22 protein-coding genes are annotated in these 21,605 nt (G+C 48.9%); 6 read left to right on the top strand and 16 right to left on the bottom strand.

The window, feature by feature from the left end:
• Positions 1-72: 72 nt before the first annotated feature.
• The 8 genes from ACFVRY_RS20600 to ACFVRY_RS20565 form a co-directional block, all read right to left on the bottom strand.
• Positions 73-1,662 (bottom strand): putative amidoligase domain-containing protein, encoded by a 1,590-nt coding sequence (locus ACFVRY_RS20600; RefSeq protein ID WP_387502180.1) that lies wholly within the window; start codon positions 1,660-1,662, stop codon positions 73-75.
• Positions 1,663-1,908: 246 nt separating this feature from the next.
• Complete coding sequence (locus ACFVRY_RS20595) at positions 1,909-2,466, bottom strand: outer spore coat protein CotE (RefSeq protein WP_066361767.1); 558 nt, start codon at positions 2,464-2,466, stop codon at positions 1,909-1,911.
• Between the two features lie 161 nt (positions 2,467-2,627).
• Positions 2,628-3,650, bottom strand: coding sequence for an HD-GYP domain-containing protein (locus ACFVRY_RS20590; protein WP_387502179.1), 1,023 nt, complete (start codon positions 3,648-3,650; stop codon positions 2,628-2,630).
• 175 nt (positions 3,651-3,825) lie between these two features.
• The gene (locus ACFVRY_RS20585; protein ID WP_387502178.1) at positions 3,826-4,815 is read right to left on the bottom strand and encodes an aromatic acid exporter family protein; all 990 of its coding nucleotides are present in this window, start codon (positions 4,813-4,815) and stop codon (positions 3,826-3,828) included.
• 101 nt (positions 4,816-4,916) lie between these two features.
• On the bottom strand, positions 4,917-5,753 hold the full coding sequence (locus ACFVRY_RS20580; RefSeq protein ID WP_387502177.1) for an ABC transporter permease: 837 nt from the start codon (positions 5,751-5,753) through the stop codon (positions 4,917-4,919).
• A gap of 33 nt (positions 5,754-5,786) precedes the next feature.
• Positions 5,787-6,566, bottom strand: a complete 780-nt coding sequence (locus tag ACFVRY_RS20575) for an ABC transporter ATP-binding protein (protein WP_387502176.1) — start codon at positions 6,564-6,566, stop codon at positions 5,787-5,789.
• A gap of 34 nt (positions 6,567-6,600) precedes the next feature.
• Positions 6,601-7,611, bottom strand: a complete 1,011-nt coding sequence (locus ACFVRY_RS20570) for an ABC transporter substrate-binding protein (RefSeq protein ID WP_387502175.1) — start codon at positions 7,609-7,611, stop codon at positions 6,601-6,603.
• Between the two features lie 319 nt (positions 7,612-7,930).
• Positions 7,931-8,596, bottom strand: a complete 666-nt coding sequence (locus ACFVRY_RS20565) for a hypothetical protein (protein ID WP_387502174.1) — start codon at positions 8,594-8,596, stop codon at positions 7,931-7,933.
• Between the two features lie 170 nt (positions 8,597-8,766).
• On the opposite strand from ACFVRY_RS20565, the gene ACFVRY_RS20560 reads away from it, so the two are divergent.
• The gene (locus ACFVRY_RS20560; RefSeq protein ID WP_066361778.1) at positions 8,767-9,006 is read left to right on the top strand and encodes a hypothetical protein; all 240 of its coding nucleotides are present in this window, start codon (positions 8,767-8,769) and stop codon (positions 9,004-9,006) included.
• A gap of 119 nt (positions 9,007-9,125) precedes the next feature.
• Here the strand turns inward: ACFVRY_RS20560 and ACFVRY_RS20555 are convergent, their stop codons facing one another.
• Complete coding sequence (locus tag ACFVRY_RS20555; protein ID WP_387502173.1) at positions 9,126-9,263, bottom strand: hypothetical protein; 138 nt, start codon at positions 9,261-9,263, stop codon at positions 9,126-9,128.
• 235 nt (positions 9,264-9,498) lie between these two features.
• Between ACFVRY_RS20555 and ACFVRY_RS20550 the strand changes: the two genes are divergently transcribed.
• Positions 9,499-10,125: an FMN-dependent NADH-azoreductase gene (locus ACFVRY_RS20550; protein ID WP_387502172.1), complete on the top strand. Its 627-nt coding sequence runs from the start codon at positions 9,499-9,501 to the stop codon at positions 10,123-10,125.
• A 185-nt stretch (positions 10,126-10,310) separates the two neighbouring features.
• On the opposite strand, the gene rsgA is transcribed toward ACFVRY_RS20550, so the two are convergent.
• Both rsgA and ACFVRY_RS20540 read right to left on the bottom strand, forming a co-directional pair.
• Positions 10,311-11,411, bottom strand: coding sequence for a ribosome small subunit-dependent GTPase A (gene rsgA, locus ACFVRY_RS20545; protein WP_387502171.1), 1,101 nt, complete (start codon positions 11,409-11,411; stop codon positions 10,311-10,313).
• 437 nt (positions 11,412-11,848) lie between these two features.
• Positions 11,849-12,520, bottom strand: a complete 672-nt coding sequence (locus tag ACFVRY_RS20540; protein WP_387502170.1) for an HAD family hydrolase — start codon at positions 12,518-12,520, stop codon at positions 11,849-11,851.
• 199 nt (positions 12,521-12,719) lie between these two features.
• On the opposite strand from ACFVRY_RS20540, the gene ACFVRY_RS20535 reads away from it, so the two are divergent.
• Positions 12,720-13,628 (top strand): aldo/keto reductase, encoded by a 909-nt coding sequence (locus ACFVRY_RS20535; RefSeq protein ID WP_387502168.1) that lies wholly within the window; start codon positions 12,720-12,722, stop codon positions 13,626-13,628.
• A gap of 221 nt (positions 13,629-13,849) precedes the next feature.
• Positions 13,850-14,146, top strand: a complete 297-nt coding sequence (locus ACFVRY_RS20530; protein WP_387502167.1) for a phosphatidylinositol kinase — start codon at positions 13,850-13,852, stop codon at positions 14,144-14,146.
• A gap of 138 nt (positions 14,147-14,284) precedes the next feature.
• Here the strand turns inward: ACFVRY_RS20530 and ACFVRY_RS20525 are convergent, their stop codons facing one another.
• Together ACFVRY_RS20525 and ACFVRY_RS20520 are read right to left on the bottom strand one after the other, a co-directional pair.
• Positions 14,285-14,734 carry a DUF3939 domain-containing protein gene (locus ACFVRY_RS20525; protein WP_387502166.1) on the bottom strand — a complete coding sequence of 150 codons (450 nt, stop codon included), beginning with the start codon at positions 14,732-14,734 and terminating at the stop codon, positions 14,285-14,287.
• 119 nt (positions 14,735-14,853) lie between these two features.
• Positions 14,854-15,450, bottom strand: coding sequence for a DUF2087 domain-containing protein (locus ACFVRY_RS20520; RefSeq protein WP_066361789.1), 597 nt, complete (start codon positions 15,448-15,450; stop codon positions 14,854-14,856).
• Between the two features lie 226 nt (positions 15,451-15,676).
• Here ACFVRY_RS20520 and ACFVRY_RS20515 point away from each other — a divergent pair, with 226 nt between their 5' ends.
• Positions 15,677-16,657, top strand: coding sequence for a YpdA family putative bacillithiol disulfide reductase (locus ACFVRY_RS20515; protein ID WP_387502165.1), 981 nt, complete (start codon positions 15,677-15,679; stop codon positions 16,655-16,657).
• Between the two features lie 23 nt (positions 16,658-16,680).
• Positions 16,681-17,124, top strand: coding sequence for a DUF441 domain-containing protein (locus ACFVRY_RS20510; RefSeq protein ID WP_387502164.1), 444 nt, complete (start codon positions 16,681-16,683; stop codon positions 17,122-17,124).
• 954 nt (positions 17,125-18,078) lie between these two features.
• Here ACFVRY_RS20510 and ACFVRY_RS20505 read toward each other — a convergent pair.
• From ACFVRY_RS20505 to ACFVRY_RS20495, 3 genes are all read right to left on the bottom strand, one after another.
• Positions 18,079-19,005, bottom strand: coding sequence for a DUF4179 domain-containing protein (locus ACFVRY_RS20505; protein ID WP_387502163.1), 927 nt, complete (start codon positions 19,003-19,005; stop codon positions 18,079-18,081).
• Positions 18,998-19,516, bottom strand: coding sequence for a sigma-70 family RNA polymerase sigma factor (locus ACFVRY_RS20500; RefSeq protein WP_379197002.1), 519 nt, complete (start codon positions 19,514-19,516; stop codon positions 18,998-19,000). The genes ACFVRY_RS20505 and ACFVRY_RS20500 overlap by 8 nt, the downstream gene beginning before the upstream one ends.
• Before the next feature lie 220 nt (positions 19,517-19,736).
• Positions 19,737-21,485, bottom strand: coding sequence for an ABC transporter ATP-binding protein (locus tag ACFVRY_RS20495; RefSeq protein WP_387502162.1), 1,749 nt, complete (start codon positions 21,483-21,485; stop codon positions 19,737-19,739).
• Positions 21,486-21,605: the final 120 nt, after the last annotated feature.

The raw sequence follows: 21,605 nt of genomic DNA, 5'->3' as shown, positions 1-21,605 counted from the left end.
CAAGCCGTAACAGAATATATGCTTGTAGAATAAGTCAAAAGCCTTGCTCCAGATGGAGCAGGGCTTTTGTTCCTACTTTAAAGAGAGGTTAGGATGCCCAGCAGGAATAATCTCGCCAGGCTTCCCCACCCGCCAGAGCCTGCGGATATCGCGGGATTCATCCCAGGTCCGACCTGCGGAAATATAGTGAAGCAGGGGCTCAATGTATGGGGCGGCCTTCTCGTAGCCGCCCAAGGCTCTAATCTGGGCCGCTAATGGTGCAAAGGCGGCCCGCAAAGGGCCTCTGTCGCCGCTATAGTAGGCGGCATGCAGGTCTTCCCGGTCGAGCGGGCGGAGCGGCAGGTCCTCATAATGGCTCACGATCAGGTGAGCCAGATGGACCACGCCTTTGGCGATGACCGGGGAGACCAGGAAGCTCGGCAAAGTGCGGTACTCGAAGCCGCCATGCGGCTGGTACCGGAAATCTCCGAGCACACCATAGCGCGGACGCCGCGAGGACGCCCTGGCGTCCTCCAGCAGCGTAATGGGCAGCGCGAGATAGTTGTCGAGCGCGCGCAGCAGCGGCGCCGTCAACGTCACGCCACTGAAGTGCAGATGGCCGCCGAGGGCCCAGCCCGCCAGCGGCATGCCTCCCGCCCGCCACGCCAGCGTGCGGTCGGCGATCAGCCGGTCCGCCGTAGCTGCGGCGGACATAAGCTGCGCCAGCAGCGCGCGCGGCTCCCCGCGCGGCTTAGGGCGCAGCTCCGCTACCGGGAACGCGCCGCGCGTTCCCGGAGGTCCGGCGTCGCAGCCCGCGACGCCTGCCATGGGCAGGTACCGCGACGCAGGCACGACGCGGCCCGTGTCGACCCGGAGTAGCAGAAACTCCGGGTCCATGCCCATGAGCAGCCCCGGACGTCCGGGCTGCTCGGCGGCCAGGCTGCGGGCCACTGCCCGCGCAGCCGATGCATAAAGCTCCGGGAGCGGCTTCCCCGGAGCCACTGCCAGTGGTGTCACATCCTCCACCACATATTGGCGCTCGCCCATAGCGGTTAACAGCACCTCCCCGCTATCCAGCCCCAGGCTATACAGGGCAGCGATCGCCAAACTATCGACATCCCGGCGAAAGGTTCCGCGTCCACCGGAAGAGAGTCTCGTGCCTCTCCATGAACCGACATCCACTTCCTCTACACCGCTACCATTAGCTCCAGCAGCATCAATCGATTGCCTTAGCCGATTTAGCGCATAGCCCTCAGCATGCCCCTCCCTTATGGTAAAACCCTCCCATTCTGTACTGTGGCTAGCGGATAGAAGCCCCCCTGAACGGTGGTCTACCAGCCCCTCTTCTTGCAGTCCATAGGAACTAAGTCGAACTCCCTTCATCCCGGGCCCTGCTCCAAGAGGCGTAATAGCCCTGACAGCGAGATTGTAGACCGAAATGGAGTAACGCTGCCGGTGTCTCCCCCCGTGATTGCTGGCCTTATATGTAACGTCAGCAGAGTTCGTCATCTCCCAGACAGAGCGACGTTCCCTTGCTGGACTAACGCTGACCCCGGTATCAGTGATCAAATGCTTTCTTTTGCTGCCCGCAGTGAGCGCCGCCTTCAGCCCGCTCCGCTGTAGTCGCGCTTCTCTCTGTTCCAGTGAAAGCGACCTGTAGACACCAATTCCCTCATTGATCATCTTCTCGCCCTCCTCCGGGCTGGTATTCCCGATTTAGATGCCCAAATAGCAAAAAACGGCTTCCCGTCATACGGAAGATACCGTTTTTGCCATAACAATTAAACTCCGATGGAAATGAATAACCTTCTTAGACAAGCAAAAAAATTATTCAAAAAAAGGAGGGCATTCGCCCTCTACGCCGCCGCCCTCCCAACATATAATGAATCATATCTCATAAATCGTAAGCCAGGCGGCGGCGCATGTTTTTTACAGCTCATCATCCAGGGCGTCAGGGTCCAAATCTTCATAATCGAAGGTTTCGCCGTCAAAATCATAATCCTTGTCTTCCAGATCATCGACTTGATCACTTACAAACACGCGGACTTTGGTCTCAGCCACCAATTCCGCTTCAAACTCCCGCTCCACGCGAAGGGTCACGCTTCCGCCTCCCGGCGATACGCCAGCTTCTACACAGTTTGGTTCCTGCGTTGCCTCCGCAGAAACTTCCACTGTAGATGCGCGGTGTCTCGGGTCCAGGTACGAAAGAGGAATAAGCTCCACATAAGAGACCGTTTCTTTAGCAACCTCGGTCTGCTTATTCTTGTCGTACGAGTACCAGATGTTCACATCATAAGTACCGATTACTTCGATTCCGTTACCGGCGGCAACCGCTTCGTATTGGTGGTTGATGATCCATGCCCCCAGAATACTTGTCGGATGATGTGGCGGAGTCACGGTATGAGTTGCGGTAGAGAACTTACGACCTTTGCCGCAAATTGCCTTCGTAATGATCTCCCTTGTTTGACGTTTATGGCCTAATGACATCTTTGAACCTCCTCCATACAATCATTCACTATCAAGTGTATGCAGGTTCTAGGCATTTGTTGATTGTTAGTCTATAAATAAATTTGAGTAAGCCCTCCCGGCCCCGGCCGCGAGGGTTATAGTTCATTTTATTTCATCTAACACGATGGTATGAGTACATTTTATTGCGGAATAACCCTTACAATACCGATGTTTCTCTGCTTGCTGAGGTCCAGGAAGTCCTCGCCGAGGTTCACAAGCGGACGAAGCGGGTCATGCGACAGGATCATCACAATTCTTCCCGTCCGCCCATCTGTTAACTCCACCTCGTTCCCTATCATGGACTGCATCAGTTTATCAATAAAGACCCGGCAAATATAAGGATCCAGCTTGCCGTACACACTCTCCTCCATCTGTGTCAGAACCTCGTAAAGCGGAGACGCCTTCCGATAGAAACGATCTGAGGTCATGGCATGGAAAATATCGCAGATTGCCACGATTTTACTGAAATCCGTAATCCGGTGTCCAAGTACCCCGAACGGATAGCCGCTGCCATCCATACGCTCATGATGCTGAAGGGCCACAAGTGCCTGATTATGATTCGTACCCACCGTATCCCGCACCATTTCGTATCCGTACGTAGTATGCTTTTTCATAATCTGAAACTCTTCATCACTCAGCGGTCCGGGTTTGGTCAGAATCTCAGCCGGCACCATAATCTTTCCGATATCATGCAGGGTGGCCGCAATCGTCAGCTGGCTGAGATCCTCCGGCTTCATCTTGAGCCACTTGCCCAGCAGCGTCGAAAGTATCCCTACTGCAACATTATGCCTGTATGTATAATCGTCCTTTGACTGCAACGCAGCCAATATGCCATAGAAATCATTCTTCTCCGTAACCTGATGGATGAAGGGGATGACTTCATTGCGGAGCTCGATCATGGGAATGCGCTTGCTTTTATTATAACGGATCTGTTCAAAAATACCTTCCATTGCAGTCGTACAGTCGTCGATAGCAATCTGGAAAAATGCCGCGCCGTCCAAATGAATAACATCTTTCTCCTCCAGCGTAATCTTGTGCTGGCTGATCAATCGGGTATGCTCGGCGTTTAACAAGGTCATTGCAGGCAATACAAAAACGCCCTTGCTGTTGAACAAGTTAGAAACCAGCTGCTTCCCGATATACTCCTCGTTGCTACTATTCATGCTCTCACCTGCCAGAGCAGAAAATCCGAGACTACGGAATTTCCTGCTGTATTAGAATCCTCACTGTTACTGATCAAGAAACATCACCTGGGTGGTATTATTTTATTGCTTAACTATACTTATCGTTATTTTACTATTGTTTGTTAATACCTGTCCCGGGCTTCGAGGCCTAATCTCAGCTTTTGCGGGCACTACCCCGTGATGGACGAACTACCTCATGTCCGACCGGATTCTTATGCTGTTTAGCCATTTTTAGGTACAGAGTCAGTTCACGGCACAATTGGAGGATCGCTGAACGCACCTCGAATTCCTCACGGGAAGCCGGGAGCTCCATCCGCTTGAATTCCTGCTCTACCTCCTGGAGCAGTTGCTCCGTACGGCCTGTATATTCCTCTGCTCTCACATCACTACTAAGTTGATCGAAGAGTTCGCCCATCATTTCACAATGCGGCAGTTGCCGGTACACCTGGGAGAGCAACTGAACCATGTTCTGGATCGATTCCAACTGCTCTTTTCGCATATAAAAATAAACATTCCACGCTTCATCGGGATGTATCACATGATTCTCCATCTCCCGCGTCGCAGCCGTCAGCCCCCGCTGAACTGCAGCACTAGCTCCGATCAATTCCTTTCCGTCCCAGACATACGCGGGATCACGCAATGTGCGGGACATCTGTGTGAAAATCACAGAGAAATAACCATCCACTTCCTTGCGGATGGCCGAGATCGCCCCACCGGCATGAGGCATATAGATCAAATTCACCAGTCCTGCAGACCCTAGTCCGATTACGAGTAGTTCAATCTGCTGGAACAAGACGTGCAAGCTGATCTCAGCTTGTCCAAAGACCCGAAAAACGATAACCGAGCTGGTGACGATCCCTTCCTTAAAGCCTGCCCGCACAATCAGCGGGAAGCCAAACAGCACATATAGTCCTAGTACCCAATAATGAAAACCTAGTCCCCAGAATAGAATACAGCCTAAAAAGAGTCCCACGAGCGAGGCGAAAAAGCGCGCCGATATCGTTCGGAGACTCCTTTTGCGGGTCACTTCCACACCCAGAATAGCTAGCAGACCTGCGCTTTGCGCATTGGGTATGCCCACAGCGGCTGCCAGCAGAATGGACAGCAGCGTGGCCGCTGCGGTTTTGATTACACGAAATCCCATGAACAATACTCTCCTTAACTACATTCGCTTCTTAATTTAAGTAAAGATAATATAGTCATGGTACAAGATTTTTCAGAACGGCACAACATGACATCATCTTTTTAACGCCGATTTAACAGTAGCTTCTCCACATAGACAACCAGTTGATACATAGCCGTTGCCACCGCTGCTATGATCAGCAGGCTTGACATTACCAGCGTGAAGTTGAAGACCTGGAAGCCATAGATAATGAGATAGCCAAGACCTGATTTTGCCACCAGAAATTCACCTACAATGACACCTACCCATGACATGCCGACATTCACTTTCAGCGTAGATACGATGGCAGGGAACGAAGATGGCAGAATGACCTTAAAGAAGATCTGCACCCGCGTGCCGCCGAACGACCGCACCACCTTGACCAGATTGGGATCGACGCTGCAAAAGCTGTTATAGACGACAAGCGTAGTTACAATAACCGTGATGGATAAAGTCGTCATTACTATCGCTGTGAATCCGGCCCCGAACATTACAATAAAGATGGGACCTAGTGCCACCTTTGGCATACTGTTGAATACGACCATATATGGATCCAGGACAGCGGATAGAAAAGGCGACCACCAGATCACAACAGCCAGGAGTGTACCCAGCAGTGTCCCCAGCGCGAATCCTACCACGGTCTCTCCAACTGTGATTCCCAAATGCGGCCAGAGAGTGCCGCTGATCATATCGCCCCAAATTTGCCGGAACACCTTGGTTGGGTAGCTGAACAGCAGTTCATCGATCCAGCCCAGCCGTGCACTGGCTTCCCAGAAGGCGAAGAACACCAGCAGCAGGCTGGTGCGGACCGCGATAATCCGGTTTTTCTCCCGTCGTTGCTCTTGACTGAATACACTGTGTAATTGCCGCAGCCATGATTCCCGGGAAGCAGCGATCCCGGATATTTCCGATTGCTCCACAAGCCTTCCCTCCTAACGTTCAGCGTTACCAATCTAATTTGACTTGTTCCCTGCCTGCTCCATTTCCTTCCATACCTCATGAAAAAGTTCTGCAAAGCCGAGCTGATCCCGTGCATACAAGGGCGGAACGTCGCGGATAGACTCCGGCACAGTGAACACCTTACGGATTCTTCCCGGATTTGGTTCCAGCAGAATCACCCGGTTGCTGACTGCAATCGCCTCAGACAGATCATGGGTAACCAGGATAGCTGTCGTTCCGCGGCGGCGCAGAGTTTCTGACACCAAATCCTCAAGCTGCAGCTTGATCTGGTAATCGAGCGCCGAGAATGGCTCATCTAGCAGAAGCAGACCGGGATCTGTCGCAAGGGTACGCACCAGTGCTACCCGCTGCCGCATGCCGCCGGAGAGCTGGGACGGATAAGCATCCTCTTTTCCCGCAAGTCCCATATCTCCCAGCAGCTCCACGGTCTTTCTATGGTTCTCCTCGTTCAGATTACCGGTCAATTCTAACCCCAGCAGTGCATTCTCAAGAATCGTGCGCCAGGGGAACAGATAATCCTGCTGTAGCATGTAGCCGATCTCGGGGGAAGGACTATGGATAGGACGGCCATAGACGGAGACCTCTCCTTCGGAAGGCTGCAATAATCCGGCAATAATTGAGAGGAGCGTCGTTTTACCGCAGCCACTTGGACCAACCAGACTGACGAATTCTCCGCTTCCAATACTAAGGTTCAAGTCTTCAACAGCCAGAAAGGCTTCCCGTTCACCCAAGTAAGCATGGGTTACTCCTTTTAATTCCACTACCGGCAGCATATCCACCTCCTCCTTTCACAGAATGTGCTTTTCCTTACTTTGCGAGACTGTCCTTGGCTTTTTCGGCAAAGCCGTTATTTACAATTTTGTCTACTGGAATGCGTTCCTTCAGCTCACCGGCATTCTCCATAACGTCCAACAGGTTATTCCACTCTTTATTGTCAATGATGGGATCTGTCGCATACGTATCCTGTTCTTTGTAACGCTTGATCGAAGAGATGACGATATCCCGGTCTGTCTTGTCAAAATACGGCAGCACCGCGTCTGCAATCTGCTCCGGGCTGTGATCCTTCACCCAAGTTTGAGCGCGCTGGATCGCATTGGTGAACTTTTGGACCGTTTCGCCATTTTTGCTGATGTAACTCTTCTTGGACATGAAAACCGTGTACGGCAAGTACCCGCTCTCCACCCCGAACGAAGCTACAACTGAACCCCGTCCTTCACGCTCGAAGATAGAGGCCTGCGGCTCGAAGAGCTGTACAAAGTCCCCCGTTCCGGAAGCAAAAGCCCCGGCAATGTTGGCAAAATCAATATTTTGAATCAGCTTCACATCCTTGGCGGGATCGATACCTTTATGCTTCAGGGTAAAAGCGCCGGCCATTTGTGGCATACCGCCTTTTCTTTGTCCAAGAAAGGTTGACCCCTTCACCTCATCCCAGGTAAACTGTCCCGTGGCTTTGCGGGCAAAGAGAAACGTCCCGTCCCGCTGAGTAAGCTGTGCAAAGTTGATCACCGGATCATCGGCTCCCTGTTGGGATACATAAATCGAAGTTTCGGAGCCTACAAGCGCCACATCAATCGCTCCTGAGAGCAGAGCCGTCATCGTCTTGTCCCCGCCGGGAATGGTCTGCAGCTCCACGTCCAGACCCTCATCCTTGAAAAAATTCTGTGACAGCGCGACATATTCAGGCGCATAGAACACCGAGCGGGTCACCTCGCCGATCTTCACCTTCACCGACGACGGGTCGCCCCCGCAGCCGGCAAGTACGGAAAAACACAGAGCGATGATCAAGAACGACAGTGACCATTTTTTTCTTCTTTTCATCTTTCATTCTCCTTTCTTACCGGGTCTTTCGCCCTTGCTTGCAGCATATGCGGATGCCTAGAGAATGGTTAAGAAGACCAGGAGGCTGCGGGGCACGGGTTCAAAATCTAGTAAAAATAGGTACATCGGCGGATACTCTTTTTTTTGAAATACATGGAAACTATGATTGAGAGTCTTTAAGATTCATGAGGGAACGCCAAAATGGCCGGAACCATAATATCGGTCCTGCCTGATGTGTGTCGCTATATTTGCTTACGCGTATTTTGGCTGAGGTTTGATGAGGGTTCCGGTTTTCATTATTTCCTTGCTGGCCGCAGCGTCAGATTGGCGCCGCCTTCAGAACCCATTGTGTGACAGCGTTGCAGAACTCCGCTTTGGTGGTTGGCGCAGCAATCATCCAATCTTCCGTACCGCGCCCAACACGCAGCACAAATGCGCCTGATGGATCGGCGATATAGGAGGCATATTGCGTATTCCAGCCGCTGGAACCGTGCATGCAAAGTCGCAATTCACCCTTAGAGGTGCACCGCTTCATGATTCTGGCTAGCCGGGGTGCGTTCACGACATCGCCGCTAGCTTCCTCCAGTAAATCCGACAGAATATGTACCGGAAGGGGATCTGACTCTTCCTGGATCTGCTCAAACCTTTTCCTGGATAGCAACATTGCAGGTGCAGGTGTGGGTGCGGTCTGAGTATCCCTGTCACGATCGTCGCAATCATTCATTAAGAGGATGCAAGCCTCACGTACCTCTTCTGGCTCGCTTAACTCCCAACTGGACAATTCCGGTGCTCTCAGACAAAAAATCCATGTAGTCTCCTTATGTATCAGCAGGCAAACATCCCTTGTAAAACCCGGTTCAGCGTATTTGAGCCGGCATAGCCGTGCTCCTGCATCCGCTTTGTTCAACAACTTCTCAATATCCACACTCCTGGTCAGTTCTGGAAACAGAAACCGGGCCAGAATCAATCTTTCTTTTTCATTCACATCATTATTCCTTCCTGTAATACTTCACTGATCATAATTAAATCAAAAAACACGGCATAAGGAAATAAATCTAGTAATCTTTATGTTATCATAAGCTAATTTTAAGGTAAAATTAAGAAACACCCGGTATTATCATTACTATGAAATACTTGTAGCGAGGTGGATTTCAAATGAGAATGGTTATAACATTTCAGAACAAACTTGTACCTGTGTATTTCACAACAGAAAATAAACAGCCGACTCAAAAAGTGCTCCGGTTACTTAACAACACCTTGGATCTCAAAATTCAAAAAGGCAAACGTGCCCTCCAGAAATGCTTGAATTCTCTGATCAGTATCGAAATTAAAGGCTCCGAAGCTATATTGCACAGTTACAGCGAAAATGATTCGTTGGCGCTATCCCTCTATTAATAGAGGGATATTTTTTTATAATCCAGACAACTCAAAGAGGCATACGCCTTCTCTCCTGAAGGAATATGCCTGTCTATCACTTGAATGACTGCCTCCCTTTTAACTCTAGATAGAACGGTTTAGCTGGTTTTGTAGTTTCTCTCTTCCGCTTTTTCCGCCTTTTGGATACGAAGCTTGAATAGCTTGACCAGATTTAGACGCGTGTGTTCTTCGTGACAGTTGTCCAATTTCTTAATAATAAAACGGTCAATGGACATGTCAATCGCTCCTTCTGTTCATTTCTTCTCAGGCTCTATTCCTATCAGGAAATCATTTCCTTTTATCCTCGTACTCCTATATACCCTTTCTACATATTTCTAAACGTATCCTCTTAAGACGAAGTCTTTATTCATTCACTACAATTATTTTTTATATATTAAAGTTTACAAACTTAATTACAAGTGCTATATTATATTCAGTAAGTATCTAATATACATTTGAGGAGCAATCAACATGACTAAAGTTCTATTCATCAAAGCAAACAACCGTCCTGCTGAACAAGCAGTCAGTGTCCAACTGTACAACGAATTCTTGGAGAGCTACAAGCAAACTCATCCGCAAGATGAAATTACCGAACTTGACCTGTTCGCTGAACAGCTCCCATACTACGACAACACTTTGATCACTGGCATTTACAAAGCCAGCCAAGGCTATGAAGCTACCCCTGAAGAAGCTGCTGGTGCAGCTCTGGTAAACAAATACCTGGATCAATTTATTGCAGCTGATAAAGTCGTGTTCGCTTTCCCACTTTGGAATATGACTGTACCTGCTGTACTTCACACATACATCGATTACGTGAACCAAGCCGGTAAAACATTCCAATACACTGCTGAAGGTCCTAAAGGCCTCCTGGGTGGTAAAAAAGCGGTTGTGTTGAATGCAAGAGGTGGCATTTATTCCGAAGGTCCTGCTGCTGGTGCCGAAATGGCTGTTAACTTCATCGTTAACAACCTTGGCTTCTGGGGTATCCAAGACATTACTCAAGTTATCGTTGAAGGCCACAGCCAACTTCCAGATCAAGCCGCTGAAATTATCGCAAAAGGCCTGCAATCTGCCAAAGCTGTAGCAGCTTCGTTCTAAGTTATCGTTCTAAAGGTCCTGCTATTGCATTAGCCGTAACCATTTGAACCACTAGACTTAACAACGATCTGAAATCACATTAACCGGGCCTTTATTTATATATAGGTACGACAAAACCTCCCGTTCCTTCAGGAACCGGGAGGTTTTTGTCGTTAGATAGAGTGATCTTAAGAATCACATATCACTTAATATTCATCTAGTTCTTTGCGCCAGCCGTAGCCTCTGGTTCGCGACTGACCTGTTTTGGAGGTTCCTGTACCTGAGGCTACCTTTCGTTTCGCTTTGGCTTCCTTCGAACTCTGGAATTGTAGCTCGCGCTGGGTTTTGCGGTAGTTGAGCAACCGTTTCTCATCCAGCTGCCCATTTTGGACTGCTTCCAGTACTGCGCAGCCCTCTTCCCGCTCATGACTACAGTTACTGAATCGGCAGGACGCAGCCCATTGGCTGATATCCCCAAAGGCGAGATCAAGTCCGCCTTCGTCTTCCCACAGCTTCAGCTCCCGCATCCCCGGTGTATCGACGATGATACCGCCATCTGGCAGCACGAACATCTCGCGGTGCGTGGTGGTATGCCGGCCACGACTATCTCCCTCCCGGACATCCTGGGTCAGTTGCAGCTTCTCTCCGCTTAGCCAGTTGACCATCGTCGACTTGCCACAGCCCGACGAGCCTGTAAGCGCCACCGTCTGCCCACTGCCGATGTACGGAAGCAGCTTCTGACGTCCTTGGTCCAGCAAGGCACTGACCGCATATACGGGAACGCCTGGCGCCGCCCTTTCCATATCGGCGATTCGCTCGTCCGCATCTTCGCACAAATCCGCTTTGGTCAGCAGGATTACTGGGTTAGCTCCGCTGTTCCAGGCCATAATAAGGTACCGCTCCATCCGCCGGACATTATAATCATCATTCAGGGCGCTGACCAGGAACAAGGTGTTGACATTAGAAGCGACGATTTGCTCGTCCTGGGTGCTGCCAGCTACATTGCGTGAAATCACGCTGTGCCGGGGAAGAACGCCATGGATGACCGCATGGGCACCATCATCTTGCATAACCAGTGCCACCCAGTCGCCAACAGCTGGAAACTCTCCCTTCTCGCGAAGGGAATGCCTGAACTTCCCGGCCAATTCCCCCCAAGTCTCGCCAGTTTCCGCAAGTACCCGGTATTTGCTGCCGAAGTCGCCCACAACCCGCCCGGGTACATAGCCTTTTCCTTCCTCTTGTGTATTCCATTCTTGATTCCATTTGTTCATCCAGATTTCATTCCAACCATATTGTTCAATATTCATGTATTGCCTCCTAAGTTTCTGTATCCATATTTTTATCATCCTACGAGTTTTCCGGGAACATAAAAAAACGCCGAAACCAAGGTTCCGGCGGCGTCTGGTACAGAATTCTCCACTTAAGTGCAGAGTCTGACTGTACAATCACAAATAGAGAATAAACCACACCCATATAAGCGTTAGGCTTAGTATATTTGTACGCAAAAAAGCCGCCGGAACCGATACGGTTCCCGGCGGCTCTAATAAGCATTAAAAGAGCTTACCCGCTGCTGCATCAGACTTGCTGAACAGCCGCTGTTCCCGGAAGACACGTATCTACAACAGTTACAACCGTCGAAACAATCATTGTATTTGCTGTCATATTCATCGTCTCCTTCCGAAATAATCTGTTGCTATCATAAACGGACTGCATACTTTTTGTCAACCAATAATACATAATGAATTTACAAAATCTGCTTCAGTTCATCTAACTCGTCAATCGTTTTCCACGGACCACCTTCAAGATTATCATCCCATGAATGATTGCGGCGCAGCCAGATACTTTCGATACCCGCCTTACCGGCGCCCCAAATATCATTAACCGGATGATCCCCGATAAACAGCGTCTCATTAGCCTCCGTTCCCAGACGTTCCAGCGCTAGTCGATAGATGGCTGGATCGGGTTTACTCATTCCGGCTTCTCCGGAAATCACGATTGTTCTGAAGAAGCTTCTCAGATTCAGCTTGTCGATTTTACCATCCTGGATATGCTTTTTCCCATTGGTCACGAGTCCCAGCACATAACCGCGCGCCTGACAATGCTCTAGGATCTCCAAGGCATGATTCATCAGCGACCCGTGATGACTGTAGCTTTCATCATAATAAGTGCGAATTTGGGCGGCAGAGACGGGCGTCTCCCAAGGTAGTATCTCGCTCAGTTCGGCAAAAAAACCATCCTTGTCCCTGTAACCGTCATTATCCCTGACGATCATATCCGCGATCACCTTGTCCATCTCCCCTGGGGACAAATGGCCCAGAAAGTCGCGCACAAACTGGGTGCTGAAGCTGCGAAACGTATGATCGCGGTCCATAAGTGTGTTATCAAGATCAAATAGCAAGCCTTGTATTTTTGTCATAAGTTCACCAATTCGCTAGATTTCGTATTCCTGTACAAGTAACCTGTCTACAGGTTCACAGTTAAAACTATATCACGCCTGATCCTTTTCTGAAAAGAATAGGGTCTTATAAACCAACAGCGCACACTTCCAGATTTGTCCGACAGGACTTGAAGGCGATATAATAAAGGTCAATCTGTCAACAGAAAGGAAACCTAGGATGAACAAACACCAGCTCGGAACATCAGAACTATACATTAGCGAAATCGGACTTGGCTGCATGTCCCTCGGAACAGAGGAGGACAAAGGTGTCTACCTCGTTCATGAAGCACTGGAGAAGGGCATCAACTTCCTGGATACCGCCGATCTGTACGATGCAGGCCGTAATGAGGAGATCGTAGGCCAAGCCGTTCGCCACCGCCGCGGGGATGTGGTTATTGCTACCAAGGTGGGCAACCGCAGGAAGCCCGGTCAGGAAGGCTGGGATTGGGACCCTTCCAAGGCCTATATCAAATCCGCAGTCAAAGACAGTTTGCGGAGATTACAGACAGACTACATTGATCTGTATCAGCTCCACGGCGGGACCATCGAGGACCCTATCGAGGAAACTATCGAGGCATTCGAGGAGCTGAAACAAGAGGGCCTGATCCGTTATTATGGTATTTCCTCCATCCGCCCCAATGTGATCAGAGAATATGTCAAACACTCTAATATTGTCAGTGTTATGAGTCAATACAGCATTTTGGACCGGCGTCCGGAGGAAGAGGTTCTTCCCCTGCTAGCCAAACATGCTATTAGTCTGATCGCCCGCGGCCCACTGGCCGGAGGAATCCTGACTGAGCGAGGCCGAGTCAAAGCGGAGAAAAACTATTTGGATTATGACCGGGAGGCATTGCTCGCGCTCCATGACAAGCTGACTCATGAGAGCGGCGATAGCCTCCATTTGACCCAAACGGCACTGCGTTATCCGCTGTCCCACCCTTCTGTAGCGACGATTATTCCGGGCGCAAGTAGTCTGGAACAGTTATTACAGAATGTATCAGCCGCCGGGAGTCCACCGCTCTCTGAGGAAACACTAAATGTACTCCGGGGCATTAGCAAGGCTAATCAGTATGCACAGCATCGTTAATACAACGGTAAAGCATTCTTCCTACTAAAATAAGTTGTAGAAGAGGCTGGTCAACCGAACAAAATGGTTAGACCAGCCTCTTGTATTCTCTTCATAGATTCCAGTCCATCTGTATTAATTATCGTTCTATAGGCGAATACCGTGGTCGTTCTGGGTTTCAGTCCATAGACTAATGTCAGGAGTTCAAATCCAGAGGGGTATTTCTTAGGGAGGGTATTATCATGGAAACGCAAAACATTCAACAAATCAGTTGGAACTGTATGAATAAATATGTTGGGATCGTGACGACAGACGGTCAATCCCATGACGGATTTATTGCTCACGTTGATCAGGATTATATTACACTGGCAATTCCGACAGGTGAAATCATGAATCAGGCGAACGGAATGCCTGCACAAGGCTCTACTTACCGACAATTCGGCTTCCGTCCCGGGTTCTTTCCAAGACGGCGCTTTATCTCTCGGCGGATTCCTTTTTTCGGTGTCAGCGATCTGTTCCTGCTTCCCTTCTTCATCTAGCTAGTAACATCCCAATAACGCTTAACCATTTCTCACGATTCACACATCAACAAAAAGACTGTCTTGGAAAAGGGTGTTAGTTCCCCTTCATCCAGGACAGTCTTTATCTTCTAACCCCCTGCTCACCCTGTCACCCCGTCACTCGAAATGCTCCGGTCTGTGGGTAAGCATCATTTCCTCGTCCGTGATATACAGTGGAAAAGGCGGGGTCTCTTTGAGATATCTTTCCGTTGACAGCAGCCGGTAGTGCACCTCAGGCAACCAGGCATCTTCCAGTAGCGGCAGCTTGCCGGTATCGCTGATATAATTGTCCACAGCGGACTGAACCATGTCCAAATAATAAGGAATTAGCTTGTCTTTTTCTTCAAAAATCTCAAAGGTCTCACGGGACATAAAGAACCGCTGCTTAGGAACACCACCCAAATATCGTTTGAGGCGGTCCATGTCAATACTCTTATCTTCATTGATCAGTGCAGTGCGATTGATCGGGTCCGGCATATCGGCTTCAAACTGCCTCACAGCCTGCTTAAGCTGCGGCAGAGTTACAACAATGGTCGGGGATGCTTTTTTGGCGCGTTTAAATATCATACCGAAAGTCTCCTTTCAATGCTATATTAAATAACGCTTACAATTCCATTTTATGCAATTCCCAATCCTTTAAACCGTTTTAAGCCTAAGTTTCACATAACCTTATCATTTGATGCCATTTATTTGACATATTCCCAATGCGTCCACATCTCCGGCGGATTCAGCTCGTACTTATCATTCTCACGGTACATAAACTGATGCATAATGAACTCACGACGGATGGTGGCAAAATCATCATGAAACGGCTTGATGAAGTCATTGATCTCTTTCTCGGTATACACCACACCAGGTTCCAGCTTCTCCACAATGTACTGCAAGGCAATCAGCTTCTTCTTGTACTGAGCCGGAATTTGCCGCAATCGGCCGTCCTTGGCGAAGAAATTGCGAATGACCGACTCCTTGAGACTGTTCTCAGGTGACTGCTCTTCCATATCCCTTGCTCCTTTCGCAAAAATAAACTCCAATGACGCTTCCGCATTCTCTCTGATAAACTCAGGATTCAGCTTGAAAAAGACTGTATTTTTGTCCCGCCGCTCCTTAATCAGGGCGGCTTCGCGCAATTTGGCGGCATGATGGGTAACTGTTGGCTGAGATAGATTCAGCTTCTCAGCCAGCGCATGTCCGTGCATTTCTCCTTGAGATAACAAGAGCAACATGCGAAGGCGGGTAGGATCGGCCAAAGCCTTGTGATAATTAACGATTTTGTCGAGCTGCACGAGATACACTCCTTATGACGTTCAGATCCTGAAGTAAAGTTGAAATAACTTTAGATATATATCTAATTATACACCATTCTATATGCTTTAAGCAATATAAAAGCGCTTACTTATTTGTCTTTATGGAAAAAATCTTGGAATTGGAGTAGGATTTAGAGGTCCGGCATTTTGCCGGGTCCGTTATTCAGCATAAAAAGATAGGATTTCACGGGAGGTTACCAGCTACATGAAAGATGTTATCATCATCGGGGCCGGCCCCTGCGGGCTTTCAGCAGCTATCGAATGCCAGCGCCAGGGACTGTCCAGCCTCATTATTGAAAAGAACTTTATCGTTCATTCTATTTATTTGTATCCCACCAATATGCAGTTTTTCAGCACGGCAGAGCTTCTGGAAATTGGCGGTGTACCATTCACTTCGCCGAACGATAAGCCTTATCGCCATGAAGCGCTTGTCTACTACCGCCGCGCTGCTGAGCAGCATGGCGTGGAGATCGCCGCTTATGAAGAAGCGCTGTCGATCGAAACGCTTCAGGATGGAACATTTGTCGTACATACTTCCAATATGCGCGGCGAACAGCACAGTCATAAAGCCGCACATGTTGTCATTGCGACCGGCTATTTTGACCAACCTAATATGATTGGTATTCCCGGCGAGGAGCTGCCTAAGGTTACTCACTACTTCGGGGAAGCACACCCTTACACCGGGATGAAGGTTACCGTCATTGGTGGCAGCAACTCGGCAGTAGATGCGGCGCTGGAGCTGATGCGTGTGGGTGCCTCCGTAGATATGGTTTATCGCGGAAACAGTATTTCGGAGAATATTAAATCGTGGGTACGTCCGATCTTCGAAGGCATGGTACAAAAAGGAAAGATCCGTCTGCATCTTCAGTCCCGTGTTACAGAAATCAAGCCGGATGCAGTATTGATTACAGCTCATAATGGCGAGACTAATGTCATCGACAATGATTTTGTTCTGGCGCTAACCGGTTTCCGGCCAAGCCGTGCCCTGCTATCTTCCGCAGGTGCAGCTATGGATGACGATCTGGATAAGCCAGTATACAACACTGTTACTATGGAGTCCACGGTGCCAGGGATCTACGTAGCAGGAGTGATCGCCTCCGGTCGTAATGCCAATGAGGTCTTCATCGAGACTGGACGAGGACATGGCAAGCTGATTGTGGATCACATCCTCTCGAAGTCAAGGTAATCAGACAAGGAGTTGAAACACGGATGGACATGACCTCTTTGCTGCTGCTGGGACTGGCCGCACTGGGTATTGTCAGCAATAATTCGCCTGTCACTATCGCGATGGTCGTTCTGCTGCTAATAAGGGTACTTGGACTACATCAAGCCTTCCCCTGGCTGGAGAAATACGGACTCACCATCGGGATTATCATCCTAACCATCGGTGTCATGACTCCGCTGGCCAGCGGGCGAATCTCGTTGCAAACCATAGGCCAGTCGTTCCTGCACTGGAAATCGCTCGCTGCCATTGGCATAGGCATCCTTGTGGCCTACCTTGGAGGACGCGGCGCTATCCTGATGGGCAACCAGCCCACCGTTGTCGCCGGTCTTCTGATCGGCACGGTTATCGGTGTGGCCTTCTTCAAAGGCGTACCGGTCGGCCCGCTAATCGCCGCAGGAATTCTGTCGCTATTGATTGGAAAATTGTAATTTACTCGGAACGGGCGGAATCACAACGGGAATGCACAGCAGGAATTCATCCATTGAAGCCGCTCAAATTCGTTTTTTACCTCCATCTCATATCCGCACAAATAGCTGCTTCAGGTACTGAAGCAGCTATTTGTGTCTATTGGCATAAAGCTTTTTTAAAGCGATTTTTTATGAATTGGCTAGAAATAATCTCTAATCTATCATTTCTATCATTAAGTAAAATTAGGATTCAAATAGAAGACCAGGTGTTATTCAGCAGCGAGATATCCTGCGAATGAGCGAGCATTTGTAAGAAAAAAACTTAATATAGGTAGTGGTGAAATTAAGCTTTACGTCGCAATCCCCCCTCCACTGTGCCCGTCTTCTTAGCAGTGAAAATAGCTTTCTCTCCCCAACTGATACATTTTTAAAACTTACATTTTTCGATTAAAAGTGTACGAAGTAATTAAGTGTACTTTTGTACCTTAATTTTGCTAATTTAGAGGTAATAACAAGAATAAGTACATTATTGTACCTAATTTTCAATAAAAAGGTAAACACAAGCTATTTAGGGTACAAAAATGCCTTTAATTACACTTTAAAATAGCTTCTATGCTTTGTTGTTTGTTATTTGATTGCGTTCTATATAGCCAATTATTTTATGATTCGAGGTAGGCTAAAAGGAGAGGTGTAAGTTGACTTTATTGTCAAAAAGAAACTTGAAATTAATAAGATACTTTTTTCTTTGAAAGTAATCCTATTCGCCGTCTGTATTTTTATTTATCAGTTAAAAAATATGAATCAAAGGCCCAAAAACAGACCTTCAATTCATATCTAGTATAAGTGTTTATGCTTTGTGTTGTATTCTTATTCCAAACTAGTGAAATAATTTGTTTGAGCATCTGTCGCGGTAAATTTGTAAGCGCATTTGCCTGCTTGAGCTATCATTGCCTGAAATAGCTGAGCAACGTAGTGTTACTGATCGGCAGAAATCGACTGCGGAAGCTCAACTGCCATTCTTTTCTCCACAATCAAAGGTTCTGCATAGCCATGCTCTGTCTGAATCTGTTTCATCGCTTCCTGCGCTGCTTCCTCCGTCGGATAATACCCTGCTTCCACGAGGAATAACCCCTTCTGATCCTTCAGCATACGCAATCCTTCCACCCCGAACAGCATTTCTTCGGCAATCGCCAGCGTCTCCCCAGCGGGCTGGGAAGGTGTCCGCAGCGAATACACAGGTTGCTTCTGATCCCCTGCTCCCTGCTTCAATGTAATAACCACCTGCGCAGGATCTTTGTATTCCTTGACCTCATAAGAGACGGGCTCTTTGAAAGTTACACTAAAGCGAATGGCAGAGTCATCAAGCGTGATGAGCGGATAGGCATCCTCTACAAAACGGCTAGCCTTCAGCGTCTCCAAGTCTTTGGCAGCCGAGAATTTTCTCGCGCCGCTGACCGAAATGGTCATAGTGTAAGGATATTCTGTAAACTTTACGTTATATGAACTCGCCAGCGTCTGATCTTCATCAGGGTTAGCAAAATTCAAGATTAACTGATCACGCTCACCCTGTGTCTTCAAGGCAATAAAGTCCACATCCACCCCGTCCTGAATCGTGCCGCCGCCTGCGCTTCCGTGGGTAAACTGCAACACCTCCACCAGCTTACCAAGCACAGGCACTTGCTCCAGACTTCCTGCGAAGGCAGGCATTGTATTCACACTTATAGTAAAAGAAATCAGCACCGCCGCCGCTGAGCTGCCCCATTTCAGACTCCGCCGTACCACTCTGTTTTTGCGCCGCTGCTGCTTGCCTCTTTCGATTCCCATACGGGTAGCGGCCGACAGCTCTTGGGGAATCTCTATATCGTTATATGCCCGGTGCATCACTTCCAATTGTTTATCCAAGGTGCTCACTCTCCTCCAGGTTGATTTTTAATTTCTCTAGTCCTCTGTAAAGGACCGATTTGACCGAGCTTAAGGGCTGTTCCAGGATTTCCGCAATGTCTTTCAGCGGCAAGTCCTCGAAATACCTCATTACGATTACCATCCGCGATTTTTCATCGAGCCCGTCCAGCGCTTCGTGCAAGTCAATGATTTCTTCCTTCTGCCCCGGTACATAGCTTCCTTCGGGTTCTTTCTCCATATAGATAATTTTCTGGGATTTGCGGATATGATCCAGCGCGCAGTTGACGGCAATCCTGGTCAGCCAGGTCGCAAAGTATTGCGGCTGCTGCAATTTATGAATGGAAATATAGGCTTTATAGACTGTCTCCTGAACAATCTCCAGCGCCTCATCCTTGTTCCTGACATAAGAAAATGCCATTCTGTAAATCCGCTCTTGCATGCCCTCGATCAGGGTAGTGAAGCTGTCTTCATCGCCGGCTATTGCCCGCTCAGCCAGTACTTCAACGTTCATGCTACTCACTTCCTTTCTTAACGTATACACCAGTTAGACGTGCAGCCCTCCCAAAAAGACGCAAGGACTCAAAAAACTTTTGCTGATGCTATCGAAAAAAAGAAAAAAGCGGCGTCTCTCCCGAGACCACCGCTACTCTCTTTTATGTGGATACCGTGGTAAGCGATTTGGCAAGAGCAACCGAATCCCTTTTCATCTGACCAGATCATTGCTGCCTAAATTAAACGTCCAATCGCTGTACGTTAAAGAGCCGGGCATAGCTTCCGTCCAACGCCATCAGCTGTTCATGTGTGCCCCGTTCTGTAATCGCTCCATTCTCCAACACGACAATCTGATCGGCATGGGTAATCGTAGACAGCCGGTGAGCGACAATCAAGGTCGTCCGCTGCGAAGCCAGCGACTGAAGCGACTGCTGAATTAGATGCTCTGACTCAAGGTCCAGTGCTGAGGTCGCTTCATCCAGAATGAGCACCTTAGGATTTTTAAGGAAAACACGGGCAATCGCAATCCGCTGCTTCTGTCCGCCGGACAGCTTCACGCCCCGCTCGCCCACTTCCGTATCATATCCCTGCGGCAGCTGCATGATGAAATCATGGGCATTGGCTGCCTGCGCTGCCGCGACGATACTCTCCTCGGGTGCCTGCGGATTGCCAAACAGAATATTTTCACGCACTGAACCACTGAACAGGAAGTTGTCTTGAAGGACCATCCCGACAGCAGCGCGTAGACTCTCCTGCGTTAAGCTCCGAATATCTTGATCGTCCACGTGCAAACTTCCCTCTGTGACATCATAGAAGCGCGGAATCAGGCTGATCAGCGATGATTTGCCCCCACCACTCATACCGACAAAGGCCACCGTCTGCCCCGGCTGTATGGATAGATCAATATCTTTTAACACCCAATCGCCTTCCGGGCTGTACTTAAACCAAACATGACGGAAATCAATCGCGCCCGACCCTCCACTCAGATTTCTGGCTCCTGGCTCATCTACGATATCATAGGGCTCCTCAAGCAGTTCCATCACCCGCTCCAAGGAAGCCGAGGCCTGGGTCAGAACCGTGGAGGAATTAATCAGCCGCCGAAGCGGCGCATACATCCGGTCTAGATAACCGAAGAAAGCAACAAAGGTACCGAGCGTCAGATTTCCCTGAATAACCTGATAACCTCCGTAACCGATCACTAGTAGCGGGGCGATATCCGTCAAGGTATTGATGATGGCAAAAGTGAACGCATTCCAGCGCGTCTGGGCCAACGCCTTGTTCAGAAAATTGGCATTGATGCCTTCGAATTTCTTCTGATCCACTCGCTCCATTGTAAAGCTACGAATCACAGAGATCCCCTGAATGCGCTCGTGCAGATAACCTTGAATACCGGCCAGCGCCTGCGAGCGATCTTTGGTCAGGATCTTAAGCCGCTTGTACAGCGTATTCACAGCAATACCGTATAGCGGCAGAATCGCAATGGAGACCAGAGCCAGCACCGGATTCAGGTAGAACATGAACGCCAGCGCGAAGACCAGCGTGAACATATCCAGCCAGACATTCATCATGCCGACCTCCACCAGATTCTTCGTCTGCTCCACATCATTGATAAACCTGGAAATGGCCTCGCCTACTTTGGTATTCTGATAGTAACGTAGTGATAAGCGCTGCAAATGAGCATACAGCTTGTTACGCATATCGAACAGCACTTTACTGGTAATGAGCTGGGCAAAATACTGTCGGTAATACTCCACCGGACCGCGGACGATAACGAACAATACAAAGGCACCGCCCAGGATCATCATTAATTGCGACACTCGTTCGTTAACGGTCATCGCCGGATTCATCAAAAGGTCGTCCACAACATATTTTAGAATAATAGGAAGTGTCAGCGGAATGCTGAATTTGATCATCCCTATGATCAGTGTGATAATGATCCATTTCATATATGGACGTACAAAGGTATAATAAGATTTCCAGTACTTCACAGGTTAGGGTGTCCTTTCTTTCTAGCTGGTGTGTGCATGGTGATGTTGACTTTTGCTCTCCACAATGTTTTTATAAGGCTATGTCCATTAGTAGGATAAGCAGCACCCGAACTTCAGGAG

It is taken from the genome of Paenibacillus sp. NPDC057934, assembly GCF_042887565.1.
Taxonomy (GTDB): Bacteria; Bacillota; Bacilli; order Paenibacillales; family Paenibacillaceae; genus Paenibacillus_AQ.
This window is presented reverse-complemented; position numbering and strand designations above follow the sequence as displayed.